This window comes from Rhodococcus sp. NPDC060090 (assembly GCF_042729855.1).
GTDB lineage: Bacteria > Actinomycetota > Actinomycetes > Mycobacteriales > Mycobacteriaceae > Rhodococcus.
Genome location: NZ_JBHWXB010000012.1, coordinates 27,682 through 46,016, shown reverse-complemented (window position 1 = coordinate 46,016; position 18,335 = coordinate 27,682). Strand labels below are relative to the sequence as shown.

20 protein-coding genes and 2 pseudogenes are annotated in these 18,335 nt (G+C 66.7%); 11 read left to right on the top strand and 11 right to left on the bottom strand.

Annotation, left to right across the window (positions count from 1 at the left end):
* Positions 1-131: 131 nt before the first annotated feature.
* The 4 genes from ACFWCF_RS17330 to ACFWCF_RS17315 are packed head-to-tail and all read right to left on the bottom strand — an operon-like array spanning position 132 to position 3,305.
* Complete coding sequence (locus tag ACFWCF_RS17330) at positions 132-479, bottom strand: DUF3703 domain-containing protein (RefSeq protein ID WP_378563680.1); 348 nt, start codon at positions 477-479, stop codon at positions 132-134.
* Positions 476-991: a signal peptidase II gene (gene lspA, locus ACFWCF_RS17325; RefSeq protein ID WP_378563677.1), complete on the bottom strand. Its 516-nt coding sequence runs from the start codon at positions 989-991 to the stop codon at positions 476-478. Before lspA ends, ACFWCF_RS17330 begins: the two co-directional genes overlap by 4 nt.
* Positions 988-2,946 (bottom strand): heavy metal translocating P-type ATPase, encoded by a 1,959-nt coding sequence (locus ACFWCF_RS17320; protein ID WP_378563674.1) that lies wholly within the window; start codon positions 2,944-2,946, stop codon positions 988-990. Before ACFWCF_RS17320 ends, lspA begins: the two co-directional genes overlap by 4 nt.
* Positions 2,943-3,305: an ArsR/SmtB family transcription factor gene (locus ACFWCF_RS17315; RefSeq protein WP_378563671.1), complete on the bottom strand. Its 363-nt coding sequence runs from the start codon at positions 3,303-3,305 to the stop codon at positions 2,943-2,945. The genes ACFWCF_RS17320 and ACFWCF_RS17315 overlap by 4 nt, the downstream gene beginning before the upstream one ends.
* A 295-nt stretch (positions 3,306-3,600) precedes the next feature.
* On the opposite strand from ACFWCF_RS17315, the gene ACFWCF_RS17310 reads away from it, so the two are divergent.
* From ACFWCF_RS17310 to ccsB, 5 genes are read left to right on the top strand one after another with little or no spacing between them, the layout of a single operon-like run.
* A complete protein-coding gene (locus ACFWCF_RS17310) occupies positions 3,601-4,233 on the top strand; it encodes a TlpA family protein disulfide reductase (RefSeq protein WP_378563668.1) in 633 nt (210 codons plus the stop codon).
* Positions 4,234-4,280: 47 nt separating this feature from the next.
* The gene (locus ACFWCF_RS17305) at positions 4,281-4,853 is read left to right on the top strand and encodes a TlpA disulfide reductase family protein (RefSeq protein ID WP_378564064.1); all 573 of its coding nucleotides are present in this window, start codon (positions 4,281-4,283) and stop codon (positions 4,851-4,853) included.
* Positions 4,850-5,668, top strand: a complete 819-nt coding sequence (locus ACFWCF_RS17300; protein WP_378563665.1) for a cytochrome c biogenesis CcdA family protein — start codon at positions 4,850-4,852, stop codon at positions 5,666-5,668. Before ACFWCF_RS17305 ends, ACFWCF_RS17300 begins: the two co-directional genes overlap by 4 nt.
* The gene (locus tag ACFWCF_RS17295) at positions 5,665-7,287 is read left to right on the top strand and encodes a cytochrome c biogenesis protein ResB (RefSeq protein WP_378563662.1); all 1,623 of its coding nucleotides are present in this window, start codon (positions 5,665-5,667) and stop codon (positions 7,285-7,287) included. Before ACFWCF_RS17300 ends, ACFWCF_RS17295 begins: the two co-directional genes overlap by 4 nt.
* Before the next feature lie 3 nt (positions 7,288-7,290).
* Positions 7,291-8,253 carry a c-type cytochrome biogenesis protein CcsB gene (gene ccsB, locus ACFWCF_RS17290; protein WP_378563659.1) on the top strand — a complete coding sequence of 321 codons (963 nt, stop codon included), beginning with the start codon at positions 7,291-7,293 and terminating at the stop codon, positions 8,251-8,253.
* A gap of 205 nt (positions 8,254-8,458) precedes the next feature.
* Here the strand turns inward: ccsB and ACFWCF_RS17285 are convergent, their stop codons facing one another.
* From ACFWCF_RS17285 to ACFWCF_RS17255, 7 genes and pseudogenes are all read right to left on the bottom strand, one after another.
* Positions 8,459-9,052 carry a cadmium resistance transporter gene (locus ACFWCF_RS17285; RefSeq protein WP_378563656.1) on the bottom strand — a complete coding sequence of 198 codons (594 nt, stop codon included), beginning with the start codon at positions 9,050-9,052 and terminating at the stop codon, positions 8,459-8,461.
* The gene (locus tag ACFWCF_RS17280; protein ID WP_378563653.1) at positions 9,049-9,408 is read right to left on the bottom strand and encodes an ArsR/SmtB family transcription factor; all 360 of its coding nucleotides are present in this window, start codon (positions 9,406-9,408) and stop codon (positions 9,049-9,051) included. Before ACFWCF_RS17280 ends, ACFWCF_RS17285 begins: the two co-directional genes overlap by 4 nt.
* Positions 9,409-9,802: 394 nt before the next feature.
* Positions 9,803-10,216, bottom strand: coding sequence for a DUF302 domain-containing protein (locus tag ACFWCF_RS17275; protein WP_378563650.1), 414 nt, complete (start codon positions 10,214-10,216; stop codon positions 9,803-9,805).
* Positions 10,217-10,250: 34 nt separating this feature from the next.
* Entirely contained in the window at positions 10,251-10,520 is a 270-nt protein-coding gene (locus ACFWCF_RS17270; protein WP_378563647.1) for a metal-sensitive transcriptional regulator, read from the bottom strand.
* Positions 10,521-10,638: 118 nt separating this feature from the next.
* A pseudogene (locus tag ACFWCF_RS17265) lies at positions 10,639-10,797 on the bottom strand (MBL fold metallo-hydrolase); the annotation flags it as partial.
* A gap of 325 nt (positions 10,798-11,122) precedes the next feature.
* On the bottom strand, positions 11,123-12,001 hold the full coding sequence (locus ACFWCF_RS17260) for a sulfite exporter TauE/SafE family protein (RefSeq protein ID WP_378563644.1): 879 nt from the start codon (positions 11,999-12,001) through the stop codon (positions 11,123-11,125).
* Positions 12,002-12,003: 2 nt separating this feature from the next.
* Positions 12,004-12,603, bottom strand: a complete 600-nt coding sequence (locus ACFWCF_RS17255) for a rhodanese-like domain-containing protein (RefSeq protein ID WP_378563641.1) — start codon at positions 12,601-12,603, stop codon at positions 12,004-12,006.
* A 512-nt stretch (positions 12,604-13,115) separates the two neighbouring features.
* On the opposite strand from ACFWCF_RS17255, the gene ACFWCF_RS17250 reads away from it, so the two are divergent.
* The 6 genes and pseudogenes from ACFWCF_RS17250 to ACFWCF_RS17225 all read left to right on the top strand — a co-directional run bounded on the left by ACFWCF_RS17250 (position 13,116) and on the right by ACFWCF_RS17225 (position 18,334).
* Positions 13,116-14,495 carry a rhodanese-like domain-containing protein gene (locus ACFWCF_RS17250; RefSeq protein ID WP_378563638.1) on the top strand — a complete coding sequence of 460 codons (1,380 nt, stop codon included), beginning with the start codon at positions 13,116-13,118 and terminating at the stop codon, positions 14,493-14,495.
* A 31-nt stretch (positions 14,496-14,526) separates the two neighbouring features.
* Positions 14,527-14,901, top strand: a pseudogene (locus tag ACFWCF_RS17245) (thioredoxin family protein).
* A gap of 628 nt (positions 14,902-15,529) precedes the next feature.
* Positions 15,530-16,357, top strand: coding sequence for a M23 family metallopeptidase (locus ACFWCF_RS17240; RefSeq protein ID WP_378563635.1), 828 nt, complete (start codon positions 15,530-15,532; stop codon positions 16,355-16,357).
* A 202-nt stretch (positions 16,358-16,559) separates the two neighbouring features.
* Entirely contained in the window at positions 16,560-17,267 is a 708-nt protein-coding gene (locus ACFWCF_RS17235; RefSeq protein ID WP_378564061.1) for a DUF3105 domain-containing protein, read from the top strand.
* A gap of 7 nt (positions 17,268-17,274) precedes the next feature.
* Positions 17,275-18,003, top strand: a complete 729-nt coding sequence (locus ACFWCF_RS17230; RefSeq protein WP_378563632.1) for a DUF305 domain-containing protein — start codon at positions 17,275-17,277, stop codon at positions 18,001-18,003.
* Positions 18,004-18,061: 58 nt separating this feature from the next.
* On the top strand, positions 18,062-18,334 hold the full coding sequence (locus ACFWCF_RS17225; RefSeq protein WP_378563629.1) for a DUF4229 domain-containing protein: 273 nt from the start codon (positions 18,062-18,064) through the stop codon (positions 18,332-18,334).
* The last annotated feature ends 1 nt before the right edge of the window (position 18,335 follow it).

Here is an 18,335-nt window from a genome sequence, read left to right as displayed (position 1 = left end):
CAAAGTTGCTCTCTGACCGGCGCTGTCGAGCCGAGGCAGAGCGGACGGTGCAGGAACAAGCGCTGGAGGCGGTCAACTAGCCGGAGGTGTCTCCGTTTCGATGTGGCACAGTCGCTGCAAGCAACGCGGTTTCAGGCGGGCCGAGTGAGCAGTGAGGCCAGATCGGCGGGGATCGGCATCGGGGTCATCAACCCAGCTGCAGTACGTCCGGTGTTTCCTTCCGGGTAGCGGCCTATCGCTGAGCCGGGGGCGGCGACCAGGATCCTGATGACCTGGCCCATGGCCTCGCGGCGATCGCGCTGGCGCAGTGCGAGGCCGAGCATGGCGAGGTGGTTGCGGGTGTGCGGCCAGGGGTAGGGCTGGGACAGGATGTGGGCGCGTTCGAGGTGGTGCCAGCGTGCGGTGTCGTCGTCGGTGTGGCGGGCGGCGGTCATTTCCGCGATGTAGACCGTGCGTAGAGAGTCGGGCATTCGGCTCATGGCGTGGGGTCCTTCCTGGTGGATTCGAGGAGCAGTGCGCCGAGGACGAGGACGACACCGCCGGTGATGTAGGTGTCGGCGAGGTTGAAGGTGGCAAACCATCCGGTGTGGAAATAGTCGGTGACTTTGCCATCGAGGAAGCGATCGATGACGTTGGCGGTGGCGCCGGCGACGATCGCGGCGAGACCGAGGGTCTGGATCGGTGGACTGTGGGGTGCGGTGCGCCAGGCGTACACAGCGATCGTCGCAGTGATGGCCGCGGTGACGGCGAGAACGACGGCAGTGGGGAGCTGGTCGCCGAGGCTGAATGCGACCCCGGTGTTGTAGGTCAGGCGCAGTTGCAGCAGACCGAGATCGATTGCCCGCCCGTCAGATAGCGCGTCGCGTGCCACCGGATCGAGGATCAGCGCGAGAGCAGCCAGCGCGCCGGCGAGTACTACGAGACTGCCGCGTCTGCGACGCTGCCCGGCCGTGGCACCCGAGGGTGTGGCGGAGCTGTCATCCAACGTCATGGCCTGACTCCGGTGGCCGATTCCGGCGTCTTTGTCGATTGTGTGACGGCGGTGAGGGTTCGGGCACGTCCGGCGCGGACGCCGTTGGCGATCACGATGATCTCGGCGACCTCGTGAACCAGGACGACCGCCGCCAGGCCGAGTACCCCGAACAGGGCCAGGGGCATCAGGACGGTGATGATCGCGAGCGACAGGCCGACGTTCTGCAACATGATCGTCCGCGAGCGTCGGGCATGCTGCAGGGCTTGGGGCAGGTGCCGCAGGTCCTCACCCATCAGCGCGACGTCGGCGGTCTCGATCGCGACATCGGTGCCCATCGCGCCCATCGCGATACCCAGATCGGCGGTGGCCAGGGCCGGCGCGTCGTTGACGCCGTCGCCGACCATCGCCGTCGGCCGCATACCGCGGAGGGCGTCGATGATGCGGGCCTTGTCCTCAGGACGCAGATCGGCGTGCACCTCGTCGATACCGACATCGGCGGCCAACGCTCGTGCGGTGCGCTCGTTGTCGCCGGTGAGCATCGCCACGGTGTAACCGTCGCGGCGCAGCCCCGCCACGACGTCGCGGGCTTCGGGACGCAGTTCGTCGCGCACCGCGATCGCCCCGATCAGGGTGCCATCGCGTTCGATGAGCACCGCGGTGGCTCCGGCGTGCTGCATCCGCTCGATATCCGCGGCCAGAGGGCCCGGGTCGATCCACCCGGGCCGGCCCAGACGGGCGGGAATGCCGCCGAGGTGACCGGTCAGTCCGGCGCCGGGGACGGCGTCGACATCCTCGGCCGCGGTGTAGTCGTCGACGGCGGCGAGGATCGCTGCAGCGAGGGGATGTTCGCTGCGGGCCTCGAGCGCGGCGGCGACATTCAGGACGTCGGCGCGGGTGGCATCGCCGGTGGTGGCGACGTCGATGACCTCGGGACGGTTGCGGGTCAGGGTGCCGGTCTTGTCCAGCGCGACGGTGCGGACCCGGCCCAACGCTTCGAGTGCTGCGCCGCCCTTGACCAGGACGCCGAGCTTGGAGGCGGCGCCGATCGCGGCGACCACGGTCACCGGGATCGCGATGGCCAGCGCACACGGGGAGGCGGCGACCAGCACGACGAGGGCGCGTTCGATCCACACCAGCGGATCGCCGAATATGCTGCCGATCGCGGCGATCAACGCCGCGGCGACCATCACCCCGGGAACCAGGGGCTTGGCGATCTTGTCGGCCAGGCGCTGGGCCTCGCCCTTGCGGGACTGCTCGGCCTCCACGATCTTCACGATCTTGGCCAGCGAGTTGTCCTGCGCGCCGGCGGTGACCTCGACCTCGAGAACGCCGGTGCCGTTGATCGACCCGGCGAACACCTCGGCGCCCGGTCCGGCCTCGACCGGCACCGATTCCCCGGTGATCGCGGAGGTGTCCAGGGCGGTGCGCCCGGTGCGGATGGTGCCGTCGGTGGCGAGCCGCTCCCCGGGTTTGACGATCATGATCTCCCCGAGCGTCAACTCTACTGGGGCGACGGTCTGTTCGCGGCCGCCGCGCAGGACGGTGGCGGTGTCCGGCACCAGATTCAGCAGGGCGCGCAGGCCGCGTCGGGTGCGGGTGACCGCGTATTCTTCGAGGCCCTCGCTGATGGCGAACAGGAACGCGAGCATCGCGGCTTCGCCGACCTCGCCGAGCAGCACGGCGCCGACGGCGGCGATCGTCATCAAGGTGCCGACCCCGATCTTGCCGCGGGCCAGCCGCTTCAGGGTGGAGGGGACGAAGGTGTAGCCGGCGACGATCAGCGCCACCGCCTCGAAGCCCGTCCCGAGAGCGTCGGGCCCACCGGTGACGCGGACGATCAGGGCCGCAATCAGCAGGACACCCGCGGCGGCAGCCGCTCGGATCTCGGTGACCTGCCACCACTTGTCGGGCTCGTGGTCGTCCTCGCCCTCGGGGCGGGGTTCGTCGGGGCCGCACCCACATGCGTCGCTCATGCCGTCACTCCCGTGTCGGTGCCGTAGTTCGGGCACAACGCGACGGCGTTGCCTGTGGCGGCCAACAGGGTTTCGGCCGAGGCGAGCAGGTCGAGCAGTTCCGGTCGGGCTAGCGAGTAGAACACCTGCCGGCCCTCGGGTCGGCCTTGCACCAGGCCGCAGTCCCGCAGGCACGCCACGTGCGCCGACACCGTCGACTGCGCCAATCCCAGCTCGCCGACCAGGTCCGCTACTCGGGATTCCCCGGCGGCGAGGCGGCGCACGATCGCCAGCCGGGTGCCGTCGGAGAGGCTGTGGAACAACGCCACCGCCGGATTCACTGCGTCGTCGGCGAGACAACCGACTTTATTGATCGTCATATGGCGATAATAACCGGCTTCCATCGATATGAGTAGGGAGGGGGCGGCGCGGAGCTTTGCATCGGAGTCGCGCCACACGGCTGACGTCCCCACGGGCCGGCGACGATTCGTCAGTGCGGACGCGCCACCCCCGAAACGAAGGCGCACGCAGGGGCGCCTCAGCACAATCGGGGCTTTACATGCGTTTCCGGCGCGTGAGAACCCGGCGAGGCACGTCTTCCTGCTCACCTACCGACGTCCGACCAAAATACTATCTCACGTAGTATTTCGGTCGGACGACAACGGAAGAGGGCCCATGTCCGCCAGAACTGCATGGTCGATCGCATGTCTACTCGCCATCGCCGTGCTCATGGTGGCGCTGTGGCCCCGACAGGAGGACCACGCCGTGACCCCAACGGATTCCGGGCTACATCCGACGGCGGTGTCCTCACTGCCCGCTCCGGCACGCAATGCTGAGCCCGGCCCGGTCGCCACACCGCCCTGCCCGACCGGCACCGCTGCCGAGGCCACCGGCCCTCTGGCGGACGTCACGGTGCGGTGCCTGGGCTCGGACCACCTCGTCGATCTCGGCAGCGCTCTGGCCGGGGAACCGGCCCTGCTCAACCTATGGGCGTCGTGGTGCGGGCCGTGCCGGGAAGAGATGCCGGTGCTCGACGTCTACGCCCGCGAGCCCGGCGCGGTGCGGGTGATCGGTGTCAACGTGCAGGACACCGGGTCCTCCGCCGCGGCGCTGATGACCGACCTGGGCATCGGTTACCCCTCGTTCACCGACACCGACGGCCGGGTGCAGCAGGCACTGGCCGGCCCACCCGTGCTGCCGTTGACCTTCCTTCTGCAGCGGGACGGTGCGGTGGACCGGATCACCACTCCCGCGGTGTTCTCCGACCCCGAGCAGGCCCGTTCCGCGGTGAACGGGCTGCTGCGATGACCGGCGCGAACCCGGCAGGCGGACAGGTGTGTCGCCTGCTGGGTCGAATGGTCCTCGCCGTGATGGTGCTGGTGGGGGTGAGCGCGTGCGGCACCGGATCCGACGCCGTCGCCCAGGGCGGCACCTTCGATTTCGTCGCCCCCGGCGGCCAGACCGACATCTTCTACGATCCACCGGCAGAACGCGGCGCTGTCGGCTCACTCTTCGGCCCGGACCTGATGACCGACGGGGTGACCGTCGATCTGGCCGACTACGCCGGAGAGGTGGTCGTGCTCAACCTGTGGGGCCAGTGGTGTGCCCCGTGCCGCAGCGAAGCCGACGATCTCGAACGCGCCTATGAAGCCACCCGGGATCTGGGGGTGCAGTTTCTCGGCATCAACGTCCGCGACCCGCAACGCGACAAGGCCCAGGACTTCGTGATCGACAACAACGTCTCCTACCCCTCGATCTACGACCCGCCGATGGCGACCTTGACCGCCCTCGGCGGCACCTTTCCCACCAGCGTCATCCCGTCCACGCTCGTTCTCGACCGTCAGCATCGCGTCGCAGCGGTGTTCCTGCGGGCGCTGCTGACCGAAGACCTGCAACCGGTCATCGAACGAGTGGCGGCCGAACAATGATCATGCTTGCTCAAGGAATCGGTGCGAGTTTCCAGGAGGCGGCCGCGTCCGGGCCGCTGCTGTTGGCGGTGGGCGCCTGCGTGTTGGCCGGGTTGATTTCGTTCGCCTCCCCCTGCGTGGTGCCCCTGGTTCCCGGCTATCTGTCGTATCTGGCCGGGATCTCCGGTGCTGACGTACCGGCGCTGACCACCGAGGAGCGGGCCACCACTACCCAGGTGCGTACCGCGGGCCGATGGCGGGTCACCGGAGCCGCCGGCTTGTTCGTCGCCGGCTTCACCGTGGTGTTCGTACTGGCCACCGCCTCGATATTCGGGGTGATCGGGGCATTGCGGATCAACCAGGAGCTGCTCCAACGCCTCGGCGGGGTGGTCACCATCGTGATGGGCCTGGCGTTCATCGGTCTGATTCCGGCGTTGCAGAAAGACACTCGTTTCGCGCCCCGGCGTATTTCCTCGCTCGCCGGCGCACCACTGCTCGGTGGGGTCTTCGCGCTGGGATGGACACCGTGCCTGGGACCGACGCTGGCCGGGGTCCTGTCCGTGGCGGCCGGCACCGAAGGCACCACCGCCGCCCGCGGCGTGGTGTTGATCGTCGCGTACTGCCTGGGACTGGGACTGCCGTTTCTCGCCTTGGCATTCGGCTCGTCCTCGGCCCTACGCAGCGTCGGATGGCTTCGCCGACATTCCCGCACCATCCAAATCGTCGGCGGCGTGATGCTCCTCGGGGTCGGCATCGCTCTGCTGACCGGAGCATGGGAGCTGTTCATCGCGTGGATTCGCGACGAGTTCGTCACCAGCACGGTACTACCGATATGACCGTCACCGACCGGAGCCCGGCACCGACACCGCCGCTCCCGCAACCTTCTTCGTGGCAGCGCATAGTCGCGGCCGCCCGGAACCTGTGGCGCCAGCTCACCTCGATGCGCACCGCCCTGGTGCTGCTGTTCCTGCTCGCCGTCGCCGCAATCCCCGGGGCACTGCTGCCGCAACGCAACCTCAACGCCGGCAAGGTCGACGAGTACATCGCCGCCCGCCCGGTCCTCGGCCCACTCCTCGACCGGCTCGAACTGTTCGACGTGTTCGCCAGCTTCTGGTTCACCGCCATCTACGCGCTGCTGATGATCTCGCTCATCGGGTGCCTGCTCCCACGCCTGCGCGAGCATCTGCGCGCACTGCGCAGTGCTCCGGTCGCGGTACCACGCAATCTGTCCCGACTGCCCCATCACCATCAGGGGTTCCTCGAGACCCCGGTCGACGCCACCGGCGCGCAGGTACAGACCATGCTGCGGGGCTGGCGGACACTCACCCGCACCGACGACGACGGGAACCAGGAGATCTCCGCCGAGAAGGGGTACCTGCGTGAGGCCGGCAATCTGGTCTTCCATTTCTCCCTGGTGGGGTTGCTGGTGGCGGTGGCCACCGGCCGGTTGCTCGGCTACGAGGGCGCGGTGATCGTCATCGCCGACGGCGGCCCTGGGTTCTGCAACACGTCCCCGGCGGTGTATGACTCGTTCCGCGCCGGCACCGCCACCGACGGCACCGGACTCGATCCCTTCTGCCTGAGGGTCGAGGACTTCTCGGCCGACTACCTCGACAACGGCCAAGCGGAAATGTTCACCTCGAACATCTCCTACCAGAGCGGAGAAGATCTGGGCACCGACCGCTGGCAGCAACACCGGTTGCGGGTCAACGAACCCCTGCGGCTCGGCAACGAACGGGTCTACCTCACCGGCCACGGCTACGCCCCCCGATTCACCGTGACCTTCCCCGACGGACAGTCGCGCACCGAAACATTGCAGTTCGCCCCGCAGGACGCCACCACGTTTCTCAGCAGCGGAGCCATGCGTTTCGATCCGCCTGGCGGTACCTATCCGGACCCGGACGAGCGCCGCCGCAACCAGATTGCGCTCGAAGGGTTGTTCGCCCCCACCGCAGCATTCGACGGCACCCTGCTGACCTCGGTGTTTCCCGACATGCGTGATCCGGCCGTGGCCATCGACATCTACAAGGGCGATACCGGTCTGGACACCGGTATCCCGCAGTCGATCTTCACGCTGAACTCCGAAATGATCAATCAGGGCCGGCTGGTCAAGCAGGCCCGGGTCAATCTGCGACCGGGCGAGTCGACGACACTCGCCGACGGCACGAGTGTGCGGTTCGACGGCGCCGAAGAATTCGCCTACCTGCAGGTCTCCCACGATCCCGCCCAGAACTGGGTACTGGTCTTCGCGATCACCATGATGGGCGGGCTGCTGGCCTCGCTCGTGATCAAGCGCCGCCGGATCTGGGTGCGGCTGCGCCCCGACGGCACCGGCACCGCCGTCGAACTCGGCGGATTGGCCCGCACCGATCAGGCCGGATGGGGATCGGAGTTCACCACGATCTGCCAGCGCCTTCTTCCCGACATTCCTCTTCCTGCGCAGAAGGACCGATAACGCATGCCGATCGACGAGACCCTCGCCCGCTACTCCGATCTGAGCTTCGAAACCGCCTTCGTTGTCTATCTTCTGGCGTTGGTGTTGTTCGTCGCCGAGTTCGCGGCCGTACGGGTACGCCGCACCGCGCCCGTCCTCGTCTCTGCCGCCACCACATCCGCGTCCTCGCCGGAAGTGCCGGGCCGGGTCGTCGAGCCGGTTCGGCGGCAGTGGTCGGACCGGCTCGGCCGCATGGGTGTCAGCGTGATCGTGGTTGCGTTGATCCTGCACATCGGTTCGATGGTCCTGCGCGGGCTGGCCACTGCGCGCTTCCCGTGGGGCAACATGTACGAGTTCGTCACCGTCACCTGCGCGGTGGGGGTATTGGCCGGTCTGATCGTGCTGCGCCGTCCGGGGCTGCGCGTGCTGTGGGCCTTCGCTCTGATCCCGGTGCTGCTGCTGTTGTTCGTCGCCGGCACCGTGCTCTACGCCGACGCCGCCCCGGTGGTTCCGGCGCTGCAGTCCTTCTGGCTGCCGATTCACGTCTCGGTCGTGTCCGTCTCGAGCGGAGTGTTTCTCGTCTCCGGGGTGGCCAGCACCTTGTTTCTGCTGGCGTTGAACGCCGAGACACGCCCGCACACCCGGCTGGCGCGATTCATGCAACGGCTCCCGGACGCCCGTGCCCTCGACCGTCTCGCCTATCGGACGACGATCTTCGCGTTCCCGTTGTTCGGGGCCGGGGTCGTCCTCGGCGCGATCTGGGCCGAAGCTGCGTGGGGCCGGTTCTGGGGATGGGACCCGAAAGAAACCGTCTCGTTCATCGCGTGGGTGATCTACGCCGCGTATCTGCATGCTCGGGCCACCGCCGGCTGGCGGGAAACCCGGGCGGCCTGGATCAACATCGTCGGCTTTGTGGCCATGCTGTTCAACTTGTTCATCATCAACATGGTCGTCTCCGGTCTGCACTCCTACGCCGGACTGAACTGACACCTCCGGTACAAGGGGACTGTAAGACGGGAATCTGCGCGTGCGTGGGCTACGTCGGGCTCCGCGCGGTCTGTGGACTTTGATCGCTCAGTGGCGGCCTTCTGTAGCTACTCCATGGCGGCGGCGTACTTAAGCGGGTGTTCTGTGGCGAGGGCTAGAGCAGGCGGCGGCTCACATGTGAGCGGTGGGGTTTGCGTCAGTCTTGTCAGAGGCCGAATGCTCCGCCGCTGATCAGGATGAAAGCCCCCAGGCCGATCAGGACAATCGGGAACAGTATGTGTTCCCAGCGCTCCAGGATCTCGGCGATAGGCCGGCGGGTGGCGACGAACTTGGCCAGGCCCACCAGTCCCGCCACCAGCACCAAGAACACGATGCAGTAGGCGACCACGGCTCCCGGGCCCACGTTGAGAAAGACGGGGACGTAGACGCCGATATTGTCCCCGCCGTTGGCGAAGGTTACGCCGGCCACGGTCCACACGGCGACGTTCTTGCCCTCGATCTTTGCGTCGTCGTCATCGTCCCCGCGCCAGGCCTGCCACGCGGCCCACAGTCCCAGGCCCAATGGGATCAGCCCGAAGTAGGGGATGACCTCCGGAGGCAGGAAGGCTCCCGCGCCCAGGGAGACGAGCACAGCGGCGCCGAGGATCCCGACGAATCCAAGATACTGGCCGGCCAGAATGCGTGCGGTGGTTCCGCGTTGGCCCGCGCCGCGGGCGAAGAACAGTGAGAGGACGATGATGTCGTCGATGTTGGTGGCGATGAAAAGACCGATCGCCTGCAGGGCCGAGGACAGGATCACGCCTGCACCTCCGTGGCGTAACAGCCCGGAACTGAGCAGGCGGGGTCCAAGCAGGGGGCGTTCTCATTGACCGCGAGGGTGACCTCGATCAAGGAGGACAGCGACCGCGCCAAGTGCGGATCGGCGATCTCATACCGGGTCTGGCGGCCTTCGGGCACGGCCACGGCGATCCCGCAGTCGCGCAGGCACGCCAGATGGTTCGACACGTTCGAACGGGTCAACTCCAAATCCCGGGCCAGCTCCGCCGGGAAGGCCGGCCGCTCCAGCAAAGTCAGCAGTATTCGCGACCGCGTTGGATCGGCCATCGCCCGCCCCAACCGGTTCATCACATCCATACGAGAATCGGTAGTCAGCATCTACTGAACTATACAGTAGATGCTGAACTCACCGAGACGCCTTAAAACCTATCGATTTTCGACGCCATCGACCGAGAACTCACTGTGATCTTCCGCCTTAATGGCACGACTTTGCGAGCGAACTGACCGGGTGTCCGGAAGTCCATCGGGTATCCGGGGGTCAATTGCGTCACGTTAAGGGCAGACAGGCCATCGACTATCCACACGAGGCTCGTAGATGCCAAGCAGGTGATCATTGCTGGCATGGCAAGCCGGCACCATGGACAGGGGGCCTCCCGACGATTTTGGCCCGGACAGTCTTCGATCGATCCGCACCTTCGAAAGCGGTGCCCTGCCCTTGAGAAACTAGCGTGGCCGTAATCAGGAAGGACCCGCCGCCGAATTTACGAGGGCATCAGTTCTTGGCCGTGTCCGCTTTGAGGGAGTCGATGGCGGTCTGCAACGCGGCGGTGGCGTCGTCGGCGACCTCCGCGAGTCCCGGCTGGTCGGCGACCTGCACCATCATCTGCGGGTTCATCGCGTCGACCACGACCGTATTCGGATCGTTCGGGTCGGTGCGGACCACGACGTTGCAGGGGAGCAGGAGCCCGATCTGCCGGTCGACCGTCACTGCGCGATGCGCCAGCGGCGGATTGCAGGCGCCGAGGATGACGTAGTCCTCCATGTCCTCGCCGAGTTTCGCCTTCAAGGTGGCCTTCATGTCGATCTCGGTGAGCACTCCGAACCCCTGCTCGGACAGGGCCTTGCGGGTGCGCTCGACGGCGTCGTTGAACGAGGTGTGCAGAGTGGTCGACAGTGCGAGTGCCATGGGATGTTCTGCCTTTCTCGTGGGAGGGCCCTGATCAGGCCAGGGTGAGGAAGAGTTTTTCGAGTTCGGCCTCGGTCATGGGTTCCTTGCCGTCCTGCGGTGTGTCGGTCAGGCATTCCTTCAGGCCGGTCGCGACGATCTTGAATCCGGCGCGGTCCAGTGCGCGTGACACGGCGGCGAGTTGGGTGACAACGTCCTTGCAGTCGCGGCCCTGCTCGATCATCGAGATCACTCCGGCGAGCTGGCCTTGGGCGCGGCGCAACCGGTTGAGTACCAAAGCGATGCTGTCTTCGTCGCCGACCATGGGGAGGTCCTTTCCTAGTCTTCACATCAGCGTACCCCTGGGGGTATCCGGACAGGGTATGAGGTGTGCGACCGCCGGCGCCCCGACCGACCACGATTGTGCCATTCCCGGTGTGCGGGTATTCGGCATCGCGGGTGCGGGACAGTTCGAGACCGCCGGTGACGTAGTCGTTGTGGATGTGTGTTTCGAGTACATGGGTGATACGCACCCCGTGTTCGGCCGCCAGTTTCAGCACGCGGAGGTCTGTTTGTGGATTCAGGCCGCGGTAGCCATCTGAGCGTTGTGATCGGCTCGGGCTTCTGCGGGAGTGCGGTAGCCGAGGATGGAATGGAACCGCTGTCGGTTGTGAAACACCTCGATGTACTGCCTCGCCTTGAACCTCGCCCGCACCCCGGGCGGCGAAGATCAACTGGGCGCCGGGAACATGACCTTGGATGTTCTCGTAGTCTTCGCGGACGTTTAGCACCGGAGCTCCGGACTCCCACGCCTGGATCAAAGCGGCCGTGTCGACTTCGTGCATGGTGATTCCTTGGATCGGGTCTGTCGAAGAGGGCGACTTGCGGTGCTCCGGAGGGTAGGTCGATTGCTTCCGATTTTTCCTGTCAGCCCGCCGCCACGGAGGCGCGACGGCGCCCTCCGAGTCGTTGCAAGGGGCAATGCTCCATGCGGGGACAGGCATAGGTGGCGCCGGCGGCAACCACCGTGAGTGCCGCTGCGGCGACCCCCACGCCGGGGTGGATCTCCTGCGCGAGGATGACCGAAGACATGATCAGCACGAACCAACCGAAGCTCTTGCGCAGGGTGTCCGGATCGACGAGCGAGGTCAGGCGACCGCCGATCAGGCTGCCCACGACGGCAGCCCCGGTGACCATCGCCGCCAGGCGCCAATCGATCTGCACGGTGGACAGGTAACCGCCGAGGCCGGCGAAGGACTTCATGGCGATCACGATCAGCGACGTGCCGACAGCAATCGGCATCGGTAGCCCGCCGAGCAATGCCAGGGCCGGCACGACGAGGAAGCCCCCACCGGCACCGACGAGGCCGGTGACCAGGCCGACGGCCGCACCGTCGAGCAGAATCTTTCCGACCGACATCGAAGGATTGCCGCCGCCCGGCGTGGCCTTGCTCTTGCGGCCACGGAGCATCGCGATCGCCGTGGCGATCATCATCACGGCGAAGCCGAGCAGCAGAACGGTGCCCGGAATGAAGCGCGAGAGCAGACCACCACCGTAGGCGCCGACCATGCCGGCCAGACCGAACAGAAGTCCGGTACGCCACTGGACACGGCCAGCGCGCGCGTGAGAAATTGCGCCGACCGCGCTGGTGACACCCACGACCAGCAGCGAGGTGGCGATCGCCTCTTTGGCGTCCATGCCTGCGACATAGGCCAGAAGTGGGACGGTGAGGATCGAGCCCCCACCGCCGAGCAACCCCAGGGTGACACCGACCAGGACTGCCAGCGCCACGGTCAACGCAATCATGATCAGTTCCTCCCGGCGCGTTCGGTCTTCGACTCGACCAGCTGTGCGACGATGCTCCGGGCGTCGCACGAGGCGCCGCGGTTGTAGGGCAGCCTGGACAGCAGCATGCCCATCGCGCAGGCGTTCGACAGCGCGGCGAAGGTCAGCCCGCCGCCGATTCCGGCGGCAAGCCACTTGAGCTTCGGCACGGCGAGGCTGCCGAGAACCGAGCTCAGCACGAGCGAGCCGGCGACGAGCCGGACCTGACGTTCGAGATCCCAGCGTTCGGCACCGCGATTGATGGGAAGGCCGGCCGATTCCCAGGCGAGCATGCCGCCGCCGAGGATGTGGAGGTTGAACAATCCCGCTTCGCGCAAGGTTTGTTCGGCCTGACCGGCGCGCTGTCCGGAGCGGCACACCAGCACGACGTGCTCGTCTAAATGGGCGCAGAACTCGTCGCGGTGCTCGCGCAGCAGGTCCAGGGGGACGTTGTAGGCGCCGGGGATGTGCACGGACTCGAATTCGCCCGGAGTGCGTACGTCGATGATCCGCACGTTCTTGCCGGACTCGATCGACTCGTGCAAGGAATTCGGATCGACAGTGACGGCGGGAGACTCGGTCATGGGTGGCCTTTCGATGGGGAAATCGGGGCGGCTTACGAAGGTGCCCCCGGGGGTATCCTCGACTATCGTACATATACCCCCATGGGTATAAGAAAGGAGCGTCGTTACCCAAGGCCAGGCGAGGCGGGAACAACTTCTCGGGGTGCGCTTCAGTGAGACGGCCAGCGCATGCGGTGTCCCGCCCGTCGAGGACGCATCGGCGGAGCTGATCCGAGATGGTCATGAAGCTGGCGCGATGCAGCGCACGGGATGCCGCCGCGAGTTGAATGACGACCTCACAGAACTCGTGGTCAGTGTCGAACCATTGGGGTCACCGCTGAGCCGGCCTTGCGCTCGACGCAGACGCCGACGCGCCCGGCTACGGCATGGTCCATCGACAACTTCCCGCTCGACCACATCCGCGAAACGCCTCCCTCTCATACCCCCAGGGGTACTTGACATACCCTCGGGGGTATATGACACGATGTTTACATCCCCGGAACACCACCCCAATCCCAGCAACGGAGGAAGCCATGATTCTCGAGCAGTACTACATCGAGTGCCTCTCCCACGCGTCCTACCTCATCGGCGACCCCGGCACCGGCCGGGCGATCGTGGTCGACCCACGCCGCGACATCACCGAATACCTCTCCGATGCAGCGAAGTACGGACTGACCATCGAAGGTGTGATCAACACCCACTTCCACGCCGACTTCGTCTCCGGACACCTCGAGCTGGTCGAGGCCACCGGCGCGTGGATCGGATTCGGGGAGGCCGCCGAGACCGACTTCCCGATCCGCCGCCTACGCGAGGGCGAGAAGCTGTCCTTCGGCGGGGTGGAGCTCGAAATCCTGTCCACACCGGGCCACACCTGGGAATCGATCTCGGTGCTGGTGCGCGAACATCCCGGCGCCGTCCCGACCGCAGTTCTCACCGGCGACTCGCTGTTCATCGGCGACGTCGGCCGTCCGGACCTGGTCAACCTCGGAGACGGCTCGGCCAGCGATCTGGCGCGAGCCATGTATCACACCGTGCACGAGAAGCTGCTGACGCTGCCCGATCAGGTCGTCGTCATGCCCGCTCACGGTGCCGGTTCGTCGTGCGGGAAGAACTTATCGACGGAACTGACCTCGACCATCGGGGAACAGCGCGTCACCAACCCGTCCGTGCAGCCGATGAGCGAGGACGCCTTCGTTGCCCTGGTCACCGAGGGTCAGCCGGCGGCCCCGTCGTACTTCTCGGTCGATGCGGCCATGAACAAGCGGATGCATCCGCTTCTGGTACAGGACCGCACGATTCCCGAGTTGAGCCCGGAACAGGTCAAGGCCGAGCTCACCGCCGGTACGCGCGTTCTCGATGCGCGTAGTGTCGACGATTTCGCTGCCGGACATCTACGCGATTCGGTCAATGTCGGATTCGACGGTCGCTTCGCAGAGACCGGTGGCATGGTTGCCCAGGTCGGTGAGAAGATCGTGCTGATCACCTATCCCGGTGAGGAGCAGGACGCCGCGGTGCGTCTAGCTCGAATCGGATCCGACGGCGCGGCAGGCTATCTGAACCTCGACCGGGATGGGGTCTTCCCTGCGGAGCTGACCGATCTGGTCGAGACCGCAGCCAGGAGGACGGTTGAAGAGCTCGACCGGTTGCTCGCCGCCGATGCCGTCACCCTCATCGACATCCGCAATCCCGGTGAGCGCGAATCCGGGGTCATCCCGGGCGCGGTGCCGATCCCCTTGGCGCAGTTGCGGTCCCGTCTGGACCAGGTTCCGGCCGGCAAGCCGATCGTGGTGCACTGTGCCGGTGGATGGCGTTCGAGCGTCGCGGCGTCGCTACTGCGCGCCCAGGGCTTCGAGAACGTCACGGATCTGCTCGGCGGCTACAACATGTGGGCCGAATCCCACGTCCCCGCCTGATCATTCCGGCCTCGCGAAAGGGGCGGAAAACATGGCGACGAAGAACCTCACGATGGCAGACTTCGGATCCACCATTGTGGGCAACGGCATCGTGCTCGTGGACTTCCGGGCATCGTGATGCGGCCCGTGCCGCGCCTTCGCCCAGGTCTTCGACAAGTCGTCACAGGCGAACCTCGAGATCGTGCATGCCAAGGTCGACACCGAAGCCGAACAGCAGCTCGCCGCCATGGCGCACATCCGCTCGATTCCGACGAGCATGGCCTTCCGCGAGGGTGGGCTCGTCTACTCACAGTCCAGCGCGTTGCCGGCGCCGGCTCTCAGGGCCCTGATCACCCGGATCGAGGCCCTCGACATGGCCGAGATCCATACGAAGGTTGCCGAACAACGCGCAGCCTCCCACTTCTGACCCTTCTGGGTCCGTAATGATCTCTCATCGAGGATGCCTCCCATGTGTTACCCCGTCGACTGCACGAACTGCGGAAAGACCGGATGGGGCGGATGCGGACAGCATGTCGACGCCGTCATGCGTTCCGTGCCCGCCGCCGATCGCTGCACCTGCGGTCAGGACACCGTCCCGGCCCGAGCCGAGCGTCGAAGCGTGCGTTCACTCTTCCGTCCGTTGACCTCGGTCGTAACGGGCCGTGGTCGACGGCATCGCCACCACCGCTTTCATCGCGCACCGACCGACACTGTCGAGCACGGCATCCGTAAACCGTCGCGGTGATAGAGGGTCCGTGCGCTGCTCGACCGAGCCGTCGTCACCGACCGCAGCGCGATGTTCAGGTCTCTGCTCTCTTCGCGTCCTGCCGGTGAGTACCCCAGGGGCTCGGGCGACGGCACCCGGGCCCGGTTCGGTTTTCGAAGCGTTCACGTCCGCGGCGGGTGGCGGTGTTGCTGCGCGACCGATCGCCGAAGAACCCCCATCAACTACTAAGTTGGGTAGTTTTTACAGCCCGAGTCGTATATCGTTTCGTTACCTTGTCCGTCACGACAACGACAGATCTACACCAAAACCGCTTGTCAGGAGCATTACTGTGGGACGGCACCACGCCACCAATCCGCACCGAAACCGTGACCTTCCCGAGATATCGCCGGAGTTCACGCGAGACTCGCTCGGCAGCGGGGGACGTCACCGGGCCCCGGCCAAGCGCACCGCCACCGCGACCTGCGCCTCGACGGTCGCCACCGGCGCATTGCTGATCGTGGGATCACAGCTCCTCGCTCCGGGCACCGCCGCCGCGTCGACATCCGACGGCGTGCAGACCGCAGCTCCGGCCCCGTTGCCGCCCGAACTCGCCGCGATTACCGCGATTCCGGAGGTCAAGGCAGTGCTCGATCAGCTCGCCGCGATTCCGGACGTGCCCGCGGTGGCACCTCCTGCCGCGGTTGTTCCGGCCCCGCCGTCGGCCGGGGCGGCGCCGGCAAGCCAGGCCCCCTGGTCAGTGCCGAGGCCGCAGCCTCTCGCGGTCGCCCCGGTGTCGGGCACGTTGACCTCCGCGTTCGGTCCCAGGTGGGGGTCGTCGCACGCCGGTCTGGACATCGCCAACACCGTCGGCACCCCGGTCTACGCTGCCGCATCGGGCACCGTGATCGACTCCGGGCCGGCGTCCGGGTTCGGCCTGTGGGTCCAGGTGCGGCACGAGGACGGGTCCACCAGCACCTACGGCCACATCAACGAAACGCTGGTCGAGGTGGGACAGCGGGTGCAGGCCGGTGAGCAGATCGCCACTGTCGGCAATCGAGGTCAGTCCACCGGACCGCACCTGCACTTCGAGACCACCGATCCGGCCGGTGCGAAGGTCAATCCGACCCAGTGGCTGCAGCAGCGAGGTGTCCCTGCGACCGATCCGTCGCGGATGTGATCGTCGCCGGCTCGGCAGTAACGGGGTAACCCGGCATGGCCCCCATTAAATACTATGATCAATAGTATTTAATGGGGGCCATGCCCCATCGGTGCCGAGGAAGGCTCTCGCGGTGAACAGTTCAGACAGACCGACGTCACAGGCGCCCCCCACGCGACGCAGACCGCTCACACTGGCCGACTCGCGCCGGGTGCCGTGGCCCATGATCGGCGCTGTCGCGGTGATCATGGCCTTGATCGGCGTCATCGCGTACACCCTCGCTCCGAAGGTCGCCGACCGCGCCGAGGCCCAGCAGTACGTGCCCAGCGCCGACAATCCCGATCCGTCCACGGCGATCGACGGGGTGGAGAAGATCGACTACCCGGCCGGAACCCACGTGCAGGCACCCCAGCGGGTGGCCTACGACCAGAGCCCCCCGATGGGAGGCCCGCACGATCAGTACTGGGCGACCTGTACCGGCACGATCTATCCCGAACCGATCCGCAGCGAGAACGCGGTGCATTCACTCGAACACGGCGCGGTGTGGATTACGTACGACCCGCAGCAGGTCGCCGGTGACGAGGTGCCGACGTTGCAGGCCTTGGTCGACGGCCAGCCGTACACCCTGCTTTCGCCCTACCCCGGCTTGTCATCCGCGATCTCGGTGCAGTCGTGGGGCCACCGCCTCGCGCTCGACGACTCCGAAGACGATCGACTCGACCAGTTCATCACCGCCTTGCGCCGAAACCCCAACACTCACCCGGAGGCAGGCGCCACCTGCTCCACCACGCCGGGCAGTTTCGATCCGAGCTCACCGCCGCCGTTCGATGCCTCCCCGCCGGGGCCTGACGCCGTCCCCATGGCAGCTGGCGGGCAATCTGCCCCCACCGCACCGGCGGTGGGCTCGAACCTGCAGCCCCGCAATGGCTGAGCCTGCGATGACTGAGGTCGGCGACAGCGTCGTCCCTGTCGCTCCTGCCCCCGGTGGGCCAGCCGGGCTCGGCCGCCTGCTCGCGGTGGCGGTGTTCGCGCTCGTCGTCGGTCTCTATCTGGGCATCAGCGCCAGCGGACTGGGATCCGGTCATTCCGAGCCGCCCGCACAGGATTCGGTGGACGTGGGTTTCGCCCAGGACATGTCGGTGCACCACAGCCAGGCTGTGGAAATGTCGGCGATCGCCCTGACCAACGCCACCGACCCGGCGGTGCGCACCCTCGCCTACGACGTGATCACCACCCAGCAGAGCCAGTGGGGCACGATGCAGGGCTGGTTGGCCATGTGGGACCGACCGCTGCAGACTCCCGGCACACCGATGACCTGGATGGACGGCACCGAGGGCGGCCCCGAGACGATGCCGACCATGGCCGAGCACGCGGCGAGCCCGACCGCGTCGGGAACGCCCGGATCATCGATGCCCGGGATGGCCACCACCTCCGAACTCGACACACTCCGCCGCACCACCGGTCCCGTCTTCGACACCCGGTACCTGCAACTGCTGCTCCGGCACCATCAAGGCGGCCTGCCGATGGCGCGCTACGCCGCGGCCAACGCGTCCGAACACGTGGTCACCACGCTCGCACAACAGATCACGGACACTCAGGAAGCCGAATCGACGACGATGCAGCAACTGCTCACGGCCCGAGGCGCCGCACCTCTACCGATGAAGTGACCGGTGAACCCGCCACCAGCCCGGACGGCCTCGTCCGGATCAGCTCCGAGGAGTACTCATGAAACAGTCGTCGACGATGCGTCTGCCCCGTCTGATGTTCCTCTACACCGGGGCCCGGCTTGCCCTCGTGGCCGGCTGCGCCGCTGCCGCAGTGGCCGGTGTCCGCATTCTCGGGCTCGACGTGTCGCTGACGTGGGTGCTCATCGTCGGCGTACTCACCGGCATGGCCGTGTCGTTGGTGGCTCTGCGCCGGATGCGCACACGCATCAACGATGAGATTCGCCTCGTCGATGGCCAGCGGAAATACCGACCGGCGCCGCCGCGGCCCTGAT